Consider the following 16,262-nt stretch of genomic DNA (forward strand, 5'->3'; position numbering starts at 1 on the left):
TCCGGAAACTGTAATCATTTTGCGTGAAAGGGGGTATATTCCCGCCCGGTCAGCACGTCGCAGATGCGTTTTGACGCGAGGCCGTCCCCGAACGGATTTGGCGTATTCCGAGCGGTGAAGCGCTCCGGATGGGCCAGCAATTCGTGGGCCCGCTCGACCATCCGCTCCGGGTTGCTGCCGACAAGCTCACACACGCCCGCGTCGACGGCCTCCTGACGCTCTGTCGTCTGTCGCATGACAAGCACAGGCACGCCAAAGCTGGGGGCCTCTTCCTGTATGCCGCCGGAATCGGTGCAGATGACCGCCGCCCCAAGCATCAGGCGGACAATCTCAGGGTAGCTGACCGGCTCGATCAGCTGGATGTTCGGCTTGCCGCCCAGATGAGCATGGGCTGCCTTCTGGACGTTCGGGTTCAAATGGACCGGGTAGATGAAATCCACATCGGGGTTCATCTCCGCCAGGCGGGCGAGCGCGCCGAAGAGCGCATCAAAGGCCGCACCGTGGTTTTCCCGGCGATGTCCCGTAATCAGCACGTAGCGCCGGTCCCGTCTGGTCCCTTCCGCCTTCTTCACCCGTTCGGCAGTGCTCAGCAGCGCATCGACAACCGTATTGCCAACGACGTGCACTACGCCCTGCCCCTTCTCGTCACGCACAGCATTGGCCGCACGCTCTGTCGGGCAGAAATGCCAGCGTGTGATCCGGCTGGCCAGCTGCCGGTAGCCTTCCTCCGGGAAGGGGTGCTCCAGATCATAGGTCCGCAAGCCCGCCTCGACGTGCCCGAACGGCACCTGGCGGTGAAATGCCGATAATGCGGCAGCAAAGACGGTCGCCGTATCGCCCTGCGCCACAACGGCCTCCGGCTTGTGCTCGAGGATGAGCGCATCAAGCCCTTTCATCGACTGGGTGACAACGTCTGTCAGCGTCTGATTGGGTGTCATGATGGCCAGGTCGTGATCCGGCGTAATCCCGAACCAGTCCAGCGCGGTGGCGACCATCTCGCGGTGCTGCCCGGTCGAAACGAGGATCGGCTCGATATCAGGATCCGCGCGCATCGCTTCGATCACCGGGGCGAGCTTGATCGCCTCGGGCCGCGTACCCAGAACTACCAGAACCCGCATGCCTGTCTCTCTTGCCCGGCTGCGCCGGACCCCTGCCCAATTTGCCCCAGACGTCTGGCGGCCAAGCTTACCGATAGAGATCAGAGGCGGTGTCGGCTACCGAAATCTGGGGTTTCGACCCGAAATATCCGGGCTGGGCAGCCTAGCGCGCCGGGATGCCCTTGGCGGTTACGCCGTCCGCGATATCGGACACGGCAACCGCTCCCGCGCCAAGCGTTGCGTCCGATCCAATGGATATCCCCTGCCGGACACAGGCCCCGACGCCCACAAGCGCGTTGTTGCCGACGCGAACATTTCCAGACAGTACCGAGCGTGGCGCGAGATGCGCAAAATCGCCGACCACCGCATCATGGTCGATGCAGGCGCCTGTGTTTACAATGACATGCCTGCCGATACGCGATCCGGCATTCACCGCTGCCAGCGCCATCACAGCCGTCCCCGGTAGAATCACGACCTCCCGGCCGATAACAGCCGCCGGGTGTATGGCCGATATTGGCAGGGCGCCCGCATCCGCAGCGATACTGGCCAAACGCCGACGAAGGGGCTGCCCGCCACAGGTCGAGCCTACCCCGACAATGAAGTGACTGACCGCACCGGACGACACCAGCCCGGCCAGCGCGGCGTCATCACCCAGAAGCGGAATATCCAGCCAGGCATCCCCTTCCGGGGCAATGAAGCCGGCAATGGTCAGATCAGCGCCTTTCCCGGCCATCGACATGAGGATGTCAGCGACAACCCGCGCATGGCCGCCCGCACCAAGAATAGCCACCTGGGCGGTCATGCCCCCCCCTCCAGAACGAAGCGCTTGCGGGCCGACCCTGCTCCTTTGAGAAAGCGGGCGATTTCCTGTGTGATACGCTCGCCAGCATCCCCCTGCCCGTAGACATTGTTCGCGCTTCGGGCCTGCTCGTGAAACGCCTGGCTTCGCGCGGTCTGCAGTGCAGCGCGGATTGCCGGCTCTGTTCCTGGCGTGTCGATGGTGTTGGCTGACCTCTCACGGCCTTTCTGCCTGTCACCGATATTGATCACGGGCAGGCCAAAGGACGCCGCCTCGATAATACCGGATGACGAATTTCCAATCATCAGCTCGGCGTGTGCCATGGCCGAGAAATAGCCCTCAGCGCCCATCGTGCCGACAAGGGTCATGCGCTCGCTGGACGCGGCCATCTCATCAAGGCGGGCATTGACGGCCCGGCCGACTGCATCGGCGTTCGCCTTGGTAAATACGACCGCTGAGCTATCCCCTTCCAGAGCCGCCCACAGCGCCTCCAGCTCGGCGCGGCTGGCCTTCGGGTCGAGCGTCACCGGATGGTAAGTGGCGAGGATATAGGGGCCGTCAGCAGGCAGCCCGAAACGGGCCGCCAGCTCTTCGCGCGAGAGCCGCTTGAAACCGGCCAGCCCGTCGAGTGCTGGCGCTCCCGCAATGATCACGCGCTCCTCAGGCTCGCCCATCGCACGTATCCGCCGCGCCGAGAGCGCTGTGGCGGGAAAGTGGAGACTGGCCAGCTTGGTCAGCGAATGGCGCAAGGCATTGTCTATGGCGCCTTCGGTCTCCTCTCCGCCGTGAATGTGTGCAATCGGGATACCCATCGGCACTGCAGCCAGTGCCGCCGCGTGCATTTCAAAGCGATCTCCAAGCACCAGCACGAGATCAGGCCGCAGACGCCCCAGACTGTCAGCGAAGCCCAGCGTAGTCAGGCCCATTGATTTGGCGGTGCCCACATCACTGTCCGACGACACCAGACCCTCTATACAATCCCAGATCGGATGGCCGGACTCGCGCACCATGGAAAGGGTCATCCCGAATTCCGGCGACAGATGCATGCCCGAGGCCAGCAGGCCGTAATCCAGCTCACCCGATCTGGACAGCGCCGCCAGAACCGACCGGTAGATGCCAAAGTCGGCCCGGCTGGTGGTTACGGCTGCGATCCGGGGCCGTGTCATGGTGCCAGCATCTCCCAGGAAAGCAGTTCACCTTCCTTGATGTCGCGCGCAGCCTTGCGTCCCAGCACCTCGGATTTGCGCTTGGGTGCCAGGCCGGATCCCGGCCGCCGGGCCGCCACATCATCCGGGCCGAGACGCGTTCCTGCCCCTACATCTCTAGCAGCAACGAGCGAGCGGCGTGCCACCCGCGCAGTATCCTGTTCTTCCACCGTCGGGCGCTTGATACCATCGCCAAGTGCCGCCTCGACCGCCCGCACACCTGCGATGAGTTCGGTCAGTTCGTTCGGCTCCAGAGAGGCGGCGTGGTCAGGGCCGGGCATAGTCCTATCCAGCGTAAAATGCTTCTCGATGATCCGCGCGCCCGCTGCCACCGAGGCCAGCGTGATTACGCCCCCTTCTGTGTGGTCCGACCAGCCTACCGGACGGCCAAACGCCGCCGCCAGCGTGTTCATCGCACGCAGATTGGCCTGATCCGGGCGGGCGGGATAATTGGACACACAGTGCAGGATCGACAAAGGCGGATTACCCGCCTCCTCAATGGCCCGCACCGCGTCTTCAACCTCCGCCAGCGTGGCCATGCCGGTGGAGATGATGATGGGCTTGCCGAAGCGCGCCAGGTGCTGAAGGAAATCGAGATGCGTGAGGTCGCCTGACGATACCTTGAAGCGGTCCACGCCGAGCGCGTTCAGAAAGTCAGCGCTATCTTCATCAAACGGTGTGGAGATGAACTCGATGCCGATCTTCGCGCAGTGATCGCGTACAGCGCGGAACTCAGCCACGGTCAGCTCCAGCTTTTTGAGCATGTCGCGCTGGCTCTCGCCTTCGGCAGGCGCGTTGCGATCCTGATAGGAGGCTTTTTCCGCACCCGCTGTGGCCAGCATGGCGGCATTGAATGTCTGGAATTTCACGGCATCGGCACCGGCCTGCCTTGCCACGTCACACAGGGCAATCGCGGTTTGCGCATCACCGTTGTGATTTACTCCGGCCTCGGCAATGAACAGGACGCCATCTTCGCGCCTTACGCTGGATGATGTCATCAGGCGTGACGCCCCCTGTTGCTGGCTCTATCGCTGGAGTCGGCCACTTGGCCTCGCTCTGGAGGAATGCCACACTTGGCACACGATGAACAATACCGTTTCAGTTATAACTCGCACGCGGCGGCGTCCCGACTTCCTCCGGCGCGCGTTTTCCAGTGTCGCGGCGCAGCGCCTTCCCGGCGGCGGGCAGGTTGAATGGGTCATCGTCAACGACGACCTGCCCAGCTCCGCTGTGGCCGATATCGCCAGCGCCGCCCGAGATCAGGGCCTGACCTGCGTTCAGATCGATACCGGCGTGGAAGCGGGCGGAGGGCGCGCCGCTGCGGCGAATGCAGGCGTGCGCGCGGCATCGGGCTGGGCCTATCTGCTGCACGATGATGACGACACGCTCGCGCCTGACGCCTTGGCAGCGCTGTCTGAGGCGCTCGCGGCGCAGGCAGATTTCGCCGCTAGCGCTTGCGGCGTTGAGGAGGTGAGCGAAACGGGCGCCGAAGACCTCAATCCGTCAGTATCTGCCAGCCCGATGTTTCAGCGTGACTACCCGCTGAGCCTCATAGAAGTTGCCTACCGCAACCCGCTGCCGCCCATCGGACTGATGGTCCGGCGCTCGGCATTCGACAAGGCAGGCGGGTATGATGACGGTCTTCCGGTGCTGGAAGACTGGGAGTTTCTCCTCCGCCTGCTCATGCAGGACGAGGTGGAGTGCATACCGCCCCTGCTGGCACGTCATCACCGGCGCACCGCCGAGGGTGATGCCGCCAACAGTGCCGATGAGCTGCACCGCAGGTGGGACATCATCATACGCAACCGGCTCTTGCGCGCTGACATAAACGCTGGCGCAGGCGGTATGGGCGCACTGGCCAATGTCCATGACCGATTGACGGGTGAACGCCTGAACAAGCTCCTGGGCAGCGTGTCAGGGTTTGCGCGCCGGTTTGGTCACAAGCCGCGCTGACGTCAATTCGCGCCCTTGCCCGGCGGTATAAGGCGCGCTATCGCTTCCATCGACCTCAGACCCCGCCATATAGGCCCCTTTCATGTCTGCACCTCCCCTTTCATCCGTCGCCACGGGGCGAGATGCCTCCATGTTCGCCGCAGACATGCGCGAGCGGGCCGGAGACATCGCAGAACGCGTGCGGGGAAAACGCATTCTCGCCATCGGCGCGGCAGGTTCGATTGGTTCAAATACCGTGCAGACCCTGCTGGGTTTCCGCCCTGCCGCTGTCCACATCGTTGACCAGAACGAAAACGCTCTGGCCGAGCTGGTCCGCCAGCTGCGCTCAGCGCCGGAACCCTTGCAGGTCGAGGATTTCCGCACCTTGCCGCTCGACTACGGTGCAGCGGCTACCCGCCAGCTCATGCTGGCCGAAGGACCCTATGACCGGGTACTGAATTTCGCCGCCATCAAGCATGTCCGCTCGGAGAAGGACGGCTTTTCGATCATGCAGATGTTCGACACGAACATCGTCAAGCAGGCGCGCTTCATGGGCTGGCTCGCCGAAAGCTCGCCGCAGGCCGACTATTTTTCCGTGTCCACCGACAAGGCGGCCAACCCCGTTTCCTTCATGGGCGCCACCAAGCGGATCATGGAGCATGTCCTGTTCGATCCTGCGTTTTCGCAAGGTCTTGCCGGCACCATCAACTCGGCCCGATTTGCCAATGTCGCGTTTTCCAACGGATCCCTGCCCCAGGCGTGGCAATACAGGCTGGAGCGCGGCGAGCCGCTGGCCTGCCCCAAAGACATAAGGCGCTATTTCGTGAGCCTGGAAGAGTCCGGGCATATCTGCGCGCTGGCCAGCCTGTTCGCGCCTGACCGGACGATTGCGATCCCCGATCTTGATCCGGTGGAGCATTTGCGGCCGCTGCAGGAGATAGCAGAAGCCTTCCTGCATCATTCCGGCTACGAGCCTGCTCTCTACGACAGCGAAGACGAAGCCAAGGCCGCCATGGCCCGCGACCGGAGCAAGGGCCGCTGGCCGCTACTGCTTACGCCTGCCGATACTGGCGGTGAGAAGCCCTATGAAGAATTTGTCGGAGAGGGCGAAACCGCTATCGAAATCGGCCTGTCCGCGCTTCGCGCCGTAGGCTGGGCCGGATTGCGCCACGGCGGCTCCATCGCAAGGCTCATGGAGCAGATGGAGCCGATGATAACGGGCGCGCCCGGCGCGCCCCGGCCAGACAAGGAACAGCTCAAATCCCTTATCGGATCGATTGAGCCGGGCTTTCTGACCGCTCACCGCGATTCCGCCCTTAACCTTGATCAACGCGCCTGATCGCGCCGCAGGAGACCAGTGTGTCCCGAAACCTCCCCGCAATACCTCTGGCGATACCCAATATCGGCGCAGGCGAAGCCAAGAACCTTCAGGCGTGTGTGGACACCAATTTCGTCTCGTCAGTTGGGCCGTTCGTCACTGAATTTGAAGAGCGCGTAGCAGCGCTGTCGGGATCATCGGCAGGTGTTGCCATGGGTGCAGGCACACAAGCCTTGCACATGGCGCTGCGGGCGACCGATATAGGGCCGGGCGATCTGGTGATACTGCCCAGCTTCACCTTCATCGCCAGCGCCAATGCCATCAGCCATTCGGGCGCCACGCCCTGGCTTATGGATATCGATCCGGCCAGTTGGACGCTTGACCCGGAGACCGTACGCACAGCCCTGAAAACGCACACCGAAATGCGCGGCGGCACGTTGCGGCACAAAGCCTCCGGCATGCGCGTCGCGGCGATGATACCCGTCTATACGCTTGGCACGCCGGCCGACATGGACGCGCTCGGCTCGATTGCCAGCGAATATGGCCTGGTCATCATAGCGGATGCGGCGGCGGCCATCGGTGTGGACTATCGCGGCCAGCCTATCGGCCCGAAAGCCCACATGACCTGCTATTCCTTCAACGGCAACAAGACCATTACGTGTGGCGGCGGCGGCATGGTGGTCGGCGATGACCCCATGCTGATGAAGCGTGTGCGCCACCTCTCCACCACTGCCCGCGTATCGCCCAACTATGAGCATGACATGGTGGGCTATAATTATCGCATGACCAACGTGCAGGCGGCCATTGGCTGCGCGCAGCTGGACCGGCTGAACGATTTTCTCGCCGTCAAACGCCGTATACGCGCCCGTTACAATGACGCGTTTTCCGGGCAAACCGGTGTCGGCGTTTTCCCTCAGCCCGAAGACAGGGAATCGGCGTGCTGGTTCTCCGGGCTGGTGCTCGAAGACGATGCCCTGCCGCCGGTGAATGATGTGTGCGCACGGCTGAAGGAGCACAATATCGAGGCGCGGCCCTTCTGGATGCCGGTCCATATGCAGGCACCTTATGCGCAAGCGATAAGGGAAGCCTGTCCGGTCACTGAAGGCGTATGGCAGCGCATCCTGACCCTGCCCTGTTCGACCAGCCTCTCCCCGGCAGATCAGGAGCGGGTAATCGCCGCAGTAGAGGCCGCACTGTCGTGAGCTGTCACGCCTACATTCCCGCCCGCGCTGGCAGCAAGGGGCTGCCAGGCAAGAATATCCATCCCTTCGCCGGGCGGCCCTTGATCGCCTGGACGATAGAAGCCGCAAAGGCGGCAAAGGGCGTGGACCGCGTCATCGTGTCTACCGATGGCGAAGACATCGCGCGGGTGGCCGAGGCAGAAGGCGCGGAAATCGCCTGGCGCCCGACACACCTGTCCGGCGACACAGCCCTGCCCAAGGATGCCCTGCGTTACCACTATCTCGAAATGGCCGAGCCCGACCGGCCGGAGGTAATGGTTCTGTTGCAGCCGACCTCGCCGCTGCGCCGCTCCAGCGATATTGAAACCTGCGTGTCCGCAGTTGCCAGCGGCGAATGGGACTCCGCCTGCACGTTCAAGCGGGCCGATACAAACCCTTATCGCGCATGGAAGATCGAGCACGGGGCCGTTGTCACCTTCATTGACGATATCGATCCCTGGCAGCCGCGTCAGGCCCTGCCCGACGCCATTGAACTCAATGGCGCAGTGTATGCCGTGCGCGCAAAACCCTTCCTTGACGACCCCGGCCCCGGTTTTGTGATTGGGCGATCCAAACCGGTAATGATGGACGAAGCGCGTTCGGCAGACATAGATTCCGCCCTGGACCTGCTTATCGCCGAACTGATCAGAGACAATCTTGAACGTTGAGCGCCGCCCATTGTCAGCTGACACCGGCACCCCTTTGCGTCTGCTCTTTTTCGCTCTCGACTCCGCGAGTGGAGACGCAGGAAAGCGTCTTGCCGCCGGTCTGTCGGCGCGCGGCCATCACTGTTTTGCCAGTGTCTACAACCGTGACGAGGCCCTGGAAGCGCGCCTGAAGGCCGGCTTTTCGCAGGCCGGCGCGAGCGTCGTGGAAACCCGTGCCATGCGGGGCGTTCCGCTGCGCCAGTTTCTGGCCGATCCCCGGCTACGCAGGGAAGTACGCTGGTACCATCTTCCCATTGCTCTGGTGGCGGCGGCGGCCTTCTGGTGCGCGCGCGTGGCCCAGATAGACCGGGCGCCGGTGTTCTGGCGGATATTTGGTCGTGGCCCGCAGACGGTGTTGCGAACCTGGGCAAGTCTGGCGTCGGACAAGGCCGAAGCCCGCCGGCTGCTTGAGGAGACGAGACCTGATGTCGTGGTTCTGCACCACGACTATGCCGGGCATTTCTCCACCACGCTTGCCATCGTCGCCCGGAGAGAAGGTGTGCGGGTGGCCGTAATTCCGGCCCTCTACCCCGAGCCCGAACTGCTGGTTCGCGCTTTGGCACGCCGCCCCCAGAACCTGATACTGAATGCACGCGCCAGGGCCGTGGCAAGGCGCAGGCCGGACTGGCGCGCCCAGGCCGACGGCGTCACCATTCTGCGATACGAGTGGTGGCGGGTGGAGCTTCTGGTTTCCCTTGGACTGGCGCCCAAGCAGCCCTTTGTGCACCAGAGTTGTCTGGCCGATGCAGTGTTGTTGCCCGATGCCGCCATGGCAGCTCGCTATAGCGAGCTGGGCTTCGACCCGGCTCATCTCAAAGTCACCGGCTCGGTCGTCCAGGACGAGCTCACGATGGAATACAGCCCCGCGAGCGGGGCGCGGGTTGTGGTGGCAGTCCCGCCCGACCAGTCAGCAGCAAAAGAGAAAATCGACGGCGGCTATCAGGGCCTGATATCCCGGCTGATCGAAATATGCGCCGGCTTGCCCGGATGCACACAGCTTGTCGCCTCGGTGCACCCCAAGCAGGACGAAGCTGCGCTGGCACCGCTGATCGCCGCCGGGTTCGACATCTCACGTCAACCTCTGCCGGCCCTGCTGCCCGGCGCGGCCGCAATGCTGGGCTATGTTGGCTCGTCAACGCTGAGATGGGGCACATGGGCCGCCACCCCCGTTATCGCCTGGGACGCCTATGGCTACGAACCCGGACAGGAAGAACACTCCCTGGATGAAATCAGCCCCATTCGCCCTTGGGTCCAGGCCACCGCGACACATCAGGTACGCAGCGCACTCGCGCAGGCCCTGACGGCCGATGGCGCAGCCGCCTGGCGCAGCGCTTATGCCAGGCTTGGCCTGACGCCACCGGATGGACGCGCGCTGGACAATATCGAGACGGCGCTGCGGGAGCTGGCCGGGAGCCGGATCAGGTAACGGGGCAGAGTCTGTCTTCCTGCCCGGGACCAAAAAACACGCGGTTATAAATACTGATCAGTCCCAGATGCGGAGCGAACATGGAGGTGTAATCGGGCAAGGCACAGTCTCCCGCGGTCAGCAGGTCCTGGAATACCGGCGCCATCTGGCTGGCATACAGCATCCCGAACGGGACCTCTTTCCAGTCCCAGCCGGTTTCCTCGCTCTGTTCGAGCATCCGGCTCTGCGCTTCAAAGATGATGAACCGGCCCGCAGCACCCAGAATATCCACCGTCACTGCGGCCCGCCCTTCCTTGAAGCAGACCAGCGATGCACTGCTGCCGCCATCGCCGCTGGCGGCGAGGGTTCCAGTCACTTCCCGGTATCCCTGACGGCGGTTTTCAATCGGATCCTTGTCGAGCCCGGAACCGTCGAACCGGTCGAAACGCTCTTCGGTAATAGCCTCGAAAGCAGCCAGAAAATGGATCGCGTTCGATGCCAGCGCCCAGCCGGCACCGGCCACTCGAATAGATAGCGGCCCTGTGCCACGCAAACGCGCCGCCAGCTTCATATAACCCGGCCAGGCAGGGCGGGGGCAGTTCACCCAGGCGCGCGTTCCCGTGGCATTCAGGCGCGCCGAAAGATCGGCATAATGCTGACGGTCAGTGAACAGGAATTTCTCCAGCACCAGCCGATCTATCCGGGCATGGTCCATCAGGGCTGTGACTGCTGCATGACGTACCGAGGAGGTGGTGGACACCACCGCAAGGTCAATCGTGCGCGGGAGTTCGGAAACATCAGATACGAAACGCAGATCCAGCCCGTCGACGCTACCCGCTCCGATGATCTCTCCAGCCCGTGTCCGGGCGAGATCCAGCGCCTCGGCACTGGGGTCCATGCACCATATCTGGAGGCCGCCAAGACTGCCGGCATCTACCGAAACAAGCGATTGCAGGGTGCGGCTACCAATGTTTCCGCAACCGATAAGAACAATGATTTTTGTCATGAACTCCTGCCAGGCCAGCTTGGTCGTCAATATGAGGTTCTACTGTTCGCCGAATACGCGCTTTGCCCGCTCAAACTCGGTCCGCGTGCCAATGTCGAGCCACAGCCCGTCTATCCGGTGAACGCTGCAATGGTGCCCAGCCTTGACGAGGTCGGTAAAAAGGGTGGGCATGTCATAGAACTCATCCTTCGGTGTGGAACGGTAAGCCTCTTCCGACAGGCAATAAATCCCTGCGTTGATGTCGTGATTTAGCGTCGGCTTCTCGTCGGTGGAGAGGTAGCGTCCGTCCTCGGAACGAACTACGCCAAACGGTATGGTTGTCCGGTGCTCTCGCGTACACATCGTGGCAACTGATTTTGTTTCCTGATGCCGCTCCAGCAGGAATCTGAAATCGACCTCCGTTATGAGGTCCCCGTTCATCACGATAATGGGTCCCGAAACGTCTTCGGGGATCAACGACAAAGCCCCCCCGGTGCCGAGCCGCTTCTTCTCCCTCAGATAACCAATGTTGACATCGAAAGCCTCGCCGGTTCCGAAATAGTCCTCAATGAGATGCCCAAGGTAGTTCACCGACAGGAAAAAGTTGCGGAAGCCCTGTTCGTGGAAGCGCTCGATGGTTCGCTCCAGTATGGGCCGGTCTCCGAGCTTCAGCATCGGTTTGGGGCAGTTTTCCGTGAGGGGGCGTAGCCGCTTGCCAAGACCGCCAACGATCAGCACCACGGGAACATCCGTGTCCGGATTCTTCCTGGGGTCGGCCAGCATCATCAGATCGACAATCTGCCGGTTGTCATCGACCACCGGCATCTGCCTGATCCTGTTCAACCGCATCCGGGCAAGGATGTTGGAGGCTGGCTCGCCTGCCTGTGCGACCAGCGGCGAGCGATTCATCGCCGTCGAAACCGGATCGTCCATCGATCCGTCGCTCAACAGCGCCCGGCGGATATCCCCGTCCGTGCAGGTGCCTGCCAGCTTGTTGTGAGCATCGACAACCAGCACAATCTGTACGCTGGTCTGGTCGAGCAAACGCATTGCGTCCCGCAAACTTGCGTCAGACGGCAGCGTTACTTTCTCAATATCCTGCATTCCAATACCCTCGTACGCGGTGCTGATCTTGGTGTTTGGTTGAGAAACTACGGGCGATCGTCCGGATCACCGCCCTCAGGCACGATCCCGGCACGCGCTTCAAGCGCGTCCAGCCTTGCAGACAGATTTTCGAACTGACGTGCCTGCTGCACGCTGAGTTGACGTTCGATGCGAGCGGCAGCGCGCTCGATGCGCGCGCGCAAGGTCAACATACCAAGCGTGAGAGCGACCAGCCCCAGGGCCGCCAGAAAGGCCACAGCAATCTCTATCATCAACGTGCTCACAAGCAGAAGGGATGGGAGAAGACAAGAGATGAAAATCACACTGGCAGCAAGCCACGGGCGCAAATTCGCCTGATCCGCAAGGAGAAGCGCCTGTTTAACGATACGGGTTGCCGCGCCAGCCCGCCTGACGCCTACCGGGGCGTCGGCCCTGTGTCCCAGACGAACCGGAGCGGCGCGTCCGGCTGGTAGAACGGGGCTTCCGGCTGCGGCCATGCGGGTCAAGCAATCTGACAGACATGCATAGTGATGCTCGAAATATTCTTCAGGAACACTTGCACCAAAAGCGGGATGCGTGGCGAGAAGCGCCGTGGCGGCCCGGACATGCTCTATCTCCCGATCATGCGCCCACCACCGGGAAAGGCTCTCCGCCGGCCGCTGCAAGGTCACACCGGCCACCCTGACAGGCCCGCCCAGTGCAGCCGCCAGCGGAAGCGCCGCGGACGTAAACACATTGCGGGTTGGCTGCACGCTGAGCGGACCGCCATCGTCAAAGTCGTCGGGCAGGGCTAGCGAGTCCTCGGCGAAAGCCAGCCTGAACGGCGCCGATAGGGCAGCTGGGTGCACAACACGCGCGCCGCAAAATTTCGAGAGCCGCCGCATATGACGGCGGGCGGTTTGCGCGGCGCGGGAGGGGCCAAGCTGCGCGGCAGCGTCCCATGCTAGCACCACGTCCACCTTTAATGACGTTCCCAACCTCTCATCACCGATACATCCTCCGATCGCGATCACGAAAGGGGGTGCATCCGCAGCGGACTGAAACCGGATGGCGTCATCCACGCCGCCGGGTCCACTGCCAACGATGAGCGCACGCCTGCCGGCGCTGCGTGCGCGGGCCAGCATCTCGCGCAGCACCGGCGTGTCATCGGGTGCGCCGCCAGCAAGCGCGGTAACGCGCGTCATTACCGATGCCGGGTTCTCAGGGTCACTGTAGGGATCATCAAGAATTGCCCGCCGCTGCAGCCATAGGGGCGCAGCCAGCAGCGCAGGGCGCGACCATGCGAGCACGAGATCGGCACCGCCCGCCAGGGTCAGCGCATCCTTCCTTGATGTCTCAACCGGAATAGCGGCCGTATCGCGCGCAATGTGATCAGGCGCGGACGGTGCGTGACCGGAGCAGAGAAGTGTCAAATCTGGAATGGGCGCGAGCAACCAGCGCGCTCGCGCAAGCGCTGCAGCGGCTTCTGGACTGCCATCCAGCGCCGGGTAGAGCACGGCCCGCACCGGATTCACCCCCCAACAAACTTGCGAAAGCACCGCAACCGGTCTGCCTGGCCCTTCAGCGACAGGAAGGCGGGCTGGTCGGGGTCCTTTTGAAACGCTGCCAGCATGTTGAAAAGGCCGGGCTTCAAGCCGGATGGCTCGCCGTGGGACAGGGCAAGCTCGTTGAGCCGGAAACTGCCTGCCGGCATTTCGCTTAGCGTCTCCACCGGCTTGAGCACCAGCCGCCGGCGCGGCGTGCAGAGCTCGATGCCCCAGCGGCCGGCGGAGCTCCAGTCAGCGTGGAAGGCGTACACGACGTCGCCTATCCGGCCCGCCCCGCCATAGGCCTGAGAGGGCGGCAGGGCAGCCGCGTCGCCGTTGGCGAACGCCGCCATTTCGTGATCGGGTATCCGCGAGGGATAGCCTGCCAGAAAGAAGGCGGTATCAACCACATGGGTGGAGTTGGCGAAAAACCAGTTGGCTTTCACTGCGGGTGTATGCTGGGTCAGGCCCGCCACCAGCGACCGGTTCTCGTTGAACTCGAACATCATCGAGGTGAGCCCGCCATCTGATGCGATACAGTCGGCGGCCGTCAGCACAGACGGCAGAAAGCGCCTGTTATACGCGAGCCGGACCCGGTCATCCCCGTCGCCGCTTGCCAACGCCTCGACATCCTCCAGCGTGGCCCCACCGGGCTTTTCCAGAAGCACCCGCTCGCATCCAGCCGCCAGGACAGCCCGCGTCGCATCGCCCAGTTGCGCCACGCTAACCGCCACCAGCGCCCTAGCCGGAACGACCTTCATCGCTTCCAGCTGTGATTGCAGCTCACCTGTACCCGGACGCATTCCGGTTTCTGCCTCAAAAGCATCAGCAGACGCCTCCCCTCGCCCACACACGGTGACCGTCAAGTCCAGCGCCCGGGCCGCTTTGTAGTGCTGGACCGCCATCGGGCCAGCTCCGATAAGAAGAATGTCTGCCATGTCCTGCTCCGGTCCGCGCACGTGGGCTGCTTATCGCATCACGGCTGCCATGCCTAGGCCGCGATGGGTCAGCACGCATTGCGGATGACTCAGGATTGCGCGTAGATTCAATCGGTAAGGATACACAAAACCATGTCAGGCGAAACTATGACCATTACGGCTGAAGAGACACTTGCGCTCGGGGATGCGCAGTTGGCGCAGGCGCAGCCTTCGGTCACTCCGCGATTGGCCGGACTCGCTGCTCGCTTTATCGGGAATTTACTGGAATCCAACCGAACCGAGATTGCTGTAACATTCGCGCTCAGCCTTCTATCCGCGCTGGCACAGTTCGGCCTGGCGCTGCTGCTGATACTGGCACTGCGCGCAGAGGAGCAGCAACTGACCCTTGGACCGGTGGAACTGCACGGCGGGCAGATGTGGGCATTCATCGTCAGCGTCGCGATACTCGCTGCGGCGCTACCTTTCGTGACTGAACGCTATGTCATTTCCCGGACGATCAGCTTCTTCAAAAGCTCGCTAAAGCGCTTCGGTACGGCGCTGTGCGACAAGCGTCTGCGTTTCGCGCTGTTCACCGCGGGTCACACCCGGGCCAGCCTGACGCGACTAATGTCGGCAGACACACGCTATGCGAGCCTAGCTTTCGGTGGCCTGCTACGGCTGTTTTTGCCGCTATTCATGGGCTTGTCCGCATTGGCAATCATGGCTTGGCTAAACTGGACGTGGACCCTCATTTTCGCCGCAGTCATCACGCCGTTTCTTGTCGGGCAATTATATATTGTGTTCTCGGGTATCCGCCTGAACCGGCAACTGCGTTCTGCGGCCGTCGCGCATGGGCGTTCGGTCGGTGCGTTCATTGACGCGGTATCGACGCACTTCACGGCCAACCGCTGGGGCAGCGACCAGCTGCACAGCCACTTCGCGGCGAAGGTCGGACACGCCTTCCCCGATGCGTACGGACGCAGACTTAGGCTGGGCGTATCCACACGTGTGCTCAGCGATCTGAGCTTGGTAGCCGCGCTAGTGGCTCTGGTCTATCTGCTGCTGGTGGAACAGTCCGACATTCAGACGATAGGTTATCTTCTAATCTTCGCGATCCTTGCACGCCATGCAATCGGCAGCTTCGCCTCAGCGGTCTCAGGAACGATCTCGATCGTCGCACAGCTGCCCTTCTACGAAAACTATCTGGCAGTCTCCCACTTTCTAGACTCTGAAGAGTCTCGAAAGCCGGTCTCGATAGCCCAAGCAGCCGGTATAACACCGGGAATAAGCGTGTGTTTCAGCGCCGCCCATCTAAACTGGGCACTGGCGTCACACTTTATCATGGCGCGCCATGGACGCGATGTAGGCGAGGCGGTATCAACCCGCTCCAATCTCGTTCAGTCGCGCTACAGCCGACTCAATGACGTCTATACGCATATGCTACAGATCCCGCCAAATCTCTCCGAAGCGCATTTCAGCAGACTTTTTCCCGCATCTTCTCATCGATGGGAAGGATGGCAGGAAATTTTGGAGGACCAAGATCAAGTGCTTTCCAGTGAAACCTGGATGGATCTGCCGCCCATGCTCAAGTTTCTGAGCGCCGCACTTTACGCATCGCGAAAATCGACATCGGACGCCTATACATTCGTGAATGGCGCTGACTACAGCGCACTCACACGCCCCGAGAAAGCGTGGCTGCACCAATTATTCAGAGGCACCCGGATACTCATATTCCACGCACGGCCAGTCAATCTGAAGCACTACCCTGCTCGTGCACCCATACTTCACGTCAACAATAATGGCACGCATACGGAACTCGGGATGGTCGGAGACGTTCCGGAAAGTGTCGATATAGCGGAGGTTCTCGCGAAGGATCGCCACCTCAAAGCCATGGCAGACCTAACTCCCAGCACGGCGGGAGCCGATGACCTTGGTGGCCTTGGCTAAATTCGTCCAGTCGGTCTGGATTGGTGGACGCGCCCTGCATGACAGGCAACTATCTGAGTTCGAGCCTACGGCGGCTTCCAACCGTCACGCAAATTGCCTA

Annotated in this window: 15 protein-coding genes; 7 read left to right on the forward strand and 8 right to left on the reverse strand. The window is 62.2% G+C overall.

Going from position 1 to position 16,262, the window contains the following annotated elements:
- Positions 1-14 precede the first annotated feature (14 nt).
- The 4 genes from wecB to neuB all read right to left on the reverse strand — a co-directional run bounded on the left by wecB (position 15) and on the right by neuB (position 4,099).
- Entirely contained in the window at positions 15-1,118 is a 1,104-nt protein-coding gene (wecB, locus tag AB6B38_RS07350; protein ID WP_371392199.1) for a non-hydrolyzing UDP-N-acetylglucosamine 2-epimerase, read from the reverse strand.
- A 142-nt stretch (positions 1,119-1,260) separates the two neighbouring features.
- A complete protein-coding gene (locus tag AB6B38_RS07355) occupies positions 1,261-1,899 on the reverse strand; it encodes an acetyltransferase (RefSeq protein WP_371392200.1) in 639 nt (212 codons plus the stop codon).
- On the reverse strand, positions 1,896-3,062 hold the full coding sequence (neuC, locus tag AB6B38_RS07360) for a UDP-N-acetylglucosamine 2-epimerase (protein WP_371392201.1): 1,167 nt from the start codon (positions 3,060-3,062) through the stop codon (positions 1,896-1,898). Before neuC ends, AB6B38_RS07355 begins: the two co-directional genes overlap by 4 nt.
- Entirely contained in the window at positions 3,059-4,099 is a 1,041-nt protein-coding gene (gene neuB, locus AB6B38_RS07365) for an N-acetylneuraminate synthase (protein ID WP_371392202.1), read from the reverse strand. Before neuB ends, neuC begins: the two co-directional genes overlap by 4 nt.
- An 85-nt stretch (positions 4,100-4,184) precedes the next feature.
- On the opposite strand from neuB, the gene AB6B38_RS07370 reads away from it, so the two are divergent.
- The 5 genes from AB6B38_RS07370 (at position 4,185) to AB6B38_RS07390 (ending at position 9,704) form a co-directional block, all read left to right on the forward strand.
- Entirely contained in the window at positions 4,185-5,054 is an 870-nt protein-coding gene (locus tag AB6B38_RS07370; RefSeq protein ID WP_371392203.1) for a glycosyltransferase, read from the forward strand.
- Between the two features lie 130 nt (positions 5,055-5,184).
- A complete protein-coding gene (locus AB6B38_RS07375) occupies positions 5,185-6,372 on the forward strand; it encodes a polysaccharide biosynthesis protein (RefSeq protein ID WP_371392204.1) in 1,188 nt (395 codons plus the stop codon).
- Between the two features lie 20 nt (positions 6,373-6,392).
- On the forward strand, positions 6,393-7,553 hold the full coding sequence (locus AB6B38_RS07380) for an aminotransferase class I/II-fold pyridoxal phosphate-dependent enzyme (protein ID WP_371392205.1): 1,161 nt from the start codon (positions 6,393-6,395) through the stop codon (positions 7,551-7,553).
- The gene (locus AB6B38_RS07385) at positions 7,550-8,239 is read left to right on the forward strand and encodes a cytidylyltransferase domain-containing protein (protein WP_371392206.1); all 690 of its coding nucleotides are present in this window, start codon (positions 7,550-7,552) and stop codon (positions 8,237-8,239) included. Before AB6B38_RS07380 ends, AB6B38_RS07385 begins: the two co-directional genes overlap by 4 nt.
- Complete coding sequence (locus AB6B38_RS07390; RefSeq protein ID WP_371392207.1) at positions 8,229-9,704, forward strand: hypothetical protein; 1,476 nt, start codon at positions 8,229-8,231, stop codon at positions 9,702-9,704. Before AB6B38_RS07385 ends, AB6B38_RS07390 begins: the two co-directional genes overlap by 11 nt.
- Here the strand turns inward: AB6B38_RS07390 and AB6B38_RS07395 are convergent.
- From AB6B38_RS07395 to AB6B38_RS07405, 3 genes are read right to left on the reverse strand one after another with little or no spacing between them, the layout of a single operon-like run.
- Positions 9,697-10,689 carry a class I SAM-dependent methyltransferase gene (locus AB6B38_RS07395; RefSeq protein ID WP_371392208.1) on the reverse strand — a complete coding sequence of 331 codons (993 nt, stop codon included), beginning with the start codon at positions 10,687-10,689 and terminating at the stop codon, positions 9,697-9,699. The two genes, AB6B38_RS07390 and AB6B38_RS07395, sit on opposite strands and share 8 nt — an antisense overlap.
- A gap of 39 nt (positions 10,690-10,728) precedes the next feature.
- Entirely contained in the window at positions 10,729-11,772 is a 1,044-nt protein-coding gene (locus tag AB6B38_RS07400; protein WP_371392209.1) for a nucleotidyltransferase family protein, read from the reverse strand.
- 47 nt (positions 11,773-11,819) lie between these two features.
- Complete coding sequence (locus AB6B38_RS07405) at positions 11,820-12,833, reverse strand: hypothetical protein (RefSeq protein ID WP_371392210.1); 1,014 nt, start codon at positions 12,831-12,833, stop codon at positions 11,820-11,822.
- Between the two features lie 22 nt (positions 12,834-12,855).
- Here AB6B38_RS07405 and AB6B38_RS07410 point away from each other — a divergent pair, with 22 nt between their 5' ends.
- The gene (locus AB6B38_RS07410) at positions 12,856-12,987 is read left to right on the forward strand and encodes a hypothetical protein (protein ID WP_371392211.1); all 132 of its coding nucleotides are present in this window, start codon (positions 12,856-12,858) and stop codon (positions 12,985-12,987) included.
- Between the two features lie 295 nt (positions 12,988-13,282).
- On the opposite strand, the gene AB6B38_RS07415 is transcribed toward AB6B38_RS07410, so the two are convergent.
- Positions 13,283-14,236, reverse strand: a complete 954-nt coding sequence (locus AB6B38_RS07415) for a Gfo/Idh/MocA family oxidoreductase (protein ID WP_371392212.1) — start codon at positions 14,234-14,236, stop codon at positions 13,283-13,285.
- Between the two features lie 147 nt (positions 14,237-14,383).
- On the opposite strand from AB6B38_RS07415, the gene AB6B38_RS07420 reads away from it, so the two are divergent.
- Complete coding sequence (locus AB6B38_RS07420) at positions 14,384-16,162, forward strand: hypothetical protein (RefSeq protein WP_371392213.1); 1,779 nt, start codon at positions 14,384-14,386, stop codon at positions 16,160-16,162.
- The last annotated feature ends 100 nt before the right edge of the window (positions 16,163-16,262 follow it).

It is taken from the genome of Glycocaulis abyssi (assembly GCF_041429775.1).
In the GTDB taxonomy this organism is placed as follows: Bacteria; Pseudomonadota; Alphaproteobacteria; order Caulobacterales; family Maricaulaceae; genus Glycocaulis; species Glycocaulis abyssi.

Excerpts from the sequence above, each read along its gene's own strand:
- AB6B38_RS07420 (WP_371392213.1), top strand. The coding sequence starts at position 14,384 with ATGACCATTACGGCTGAAGAGACACTTGCGCTCGGGGATGCGCAGTTG.
- neuB (WP_371392202.1), bottom strand. The coding sequence starts at position 4,099 with ATGACATCATCCAGCGTAAGGCGCGAAGATGGCGTCCTGTTCATTGCC.
- AB6B38_RS07395 (WP_371392208.1), bottom strand. The coding sequence starts at position 10,689 with ATGACAAAAATCATTGTTCTTATCGGTTGCGGAAACATTGGTAGCCGC.
- wecB (WP_371392199.1), bottom strand. The coding sequence starts at position 1,118 with ATGCGGGTTCTGGTAGTTCTGGGTACGCGGCCCGAGGCGATCAAGCTC.
- AB6B38_RS07410 (WP_371392211.1), top strand. The coding sequence starts at position 12,856 with ATGAGCGCACGCCTGCCGGCGCTGCGTGCGCGGGCCAGCATCTCGCGC.
- neuC (WP_371392201.1), bottom strand. The coding sequence starts at position 3,062 with ATGACACGGCCCCGGATCGCAGCCGTAACCACCAGCCGGGCCGACTTT.
- AB6B38_RS07375 (WP_371392204.1), top strand. The coding sequence starts at position 5,185 with ATGTTCGCCGCAGACATGCGCGAGCGGGCCGGAGACATCGCAGAACGC.
- AB6B38_RS07400 (WP_371392209.1), bottom strand. The coding sequence starts at position 11,772 with ATGCAGGATATTGAGAAAGTAACGCTGCCGTCTGACGCAAGTTTGCGG.
- AB6B38_RS07370 (WP_371392203.1), top strand. The coding sequence starts at position 4,185 with ATGAACAATACCGTTTCAGTTATAACTCGCACGCGGCGGCGTCCCGAC.
- AB6B38_RS07415 (WP_371392212.1), bottom strand. The coding sequence starts at position 14,236 with ATGGCAGACATTCTTCTTATCGGAGCTGGCCCGATGGCGGTCCAGCAC.
- AB6B38_RS07355 (WP_371392200.1), bottom strand. The coding sequence starts at position 1,899 with ATGACCGCCCAGGTGGCTATTCTTGGTGCGGGCGGCCATGCGCGGGTT.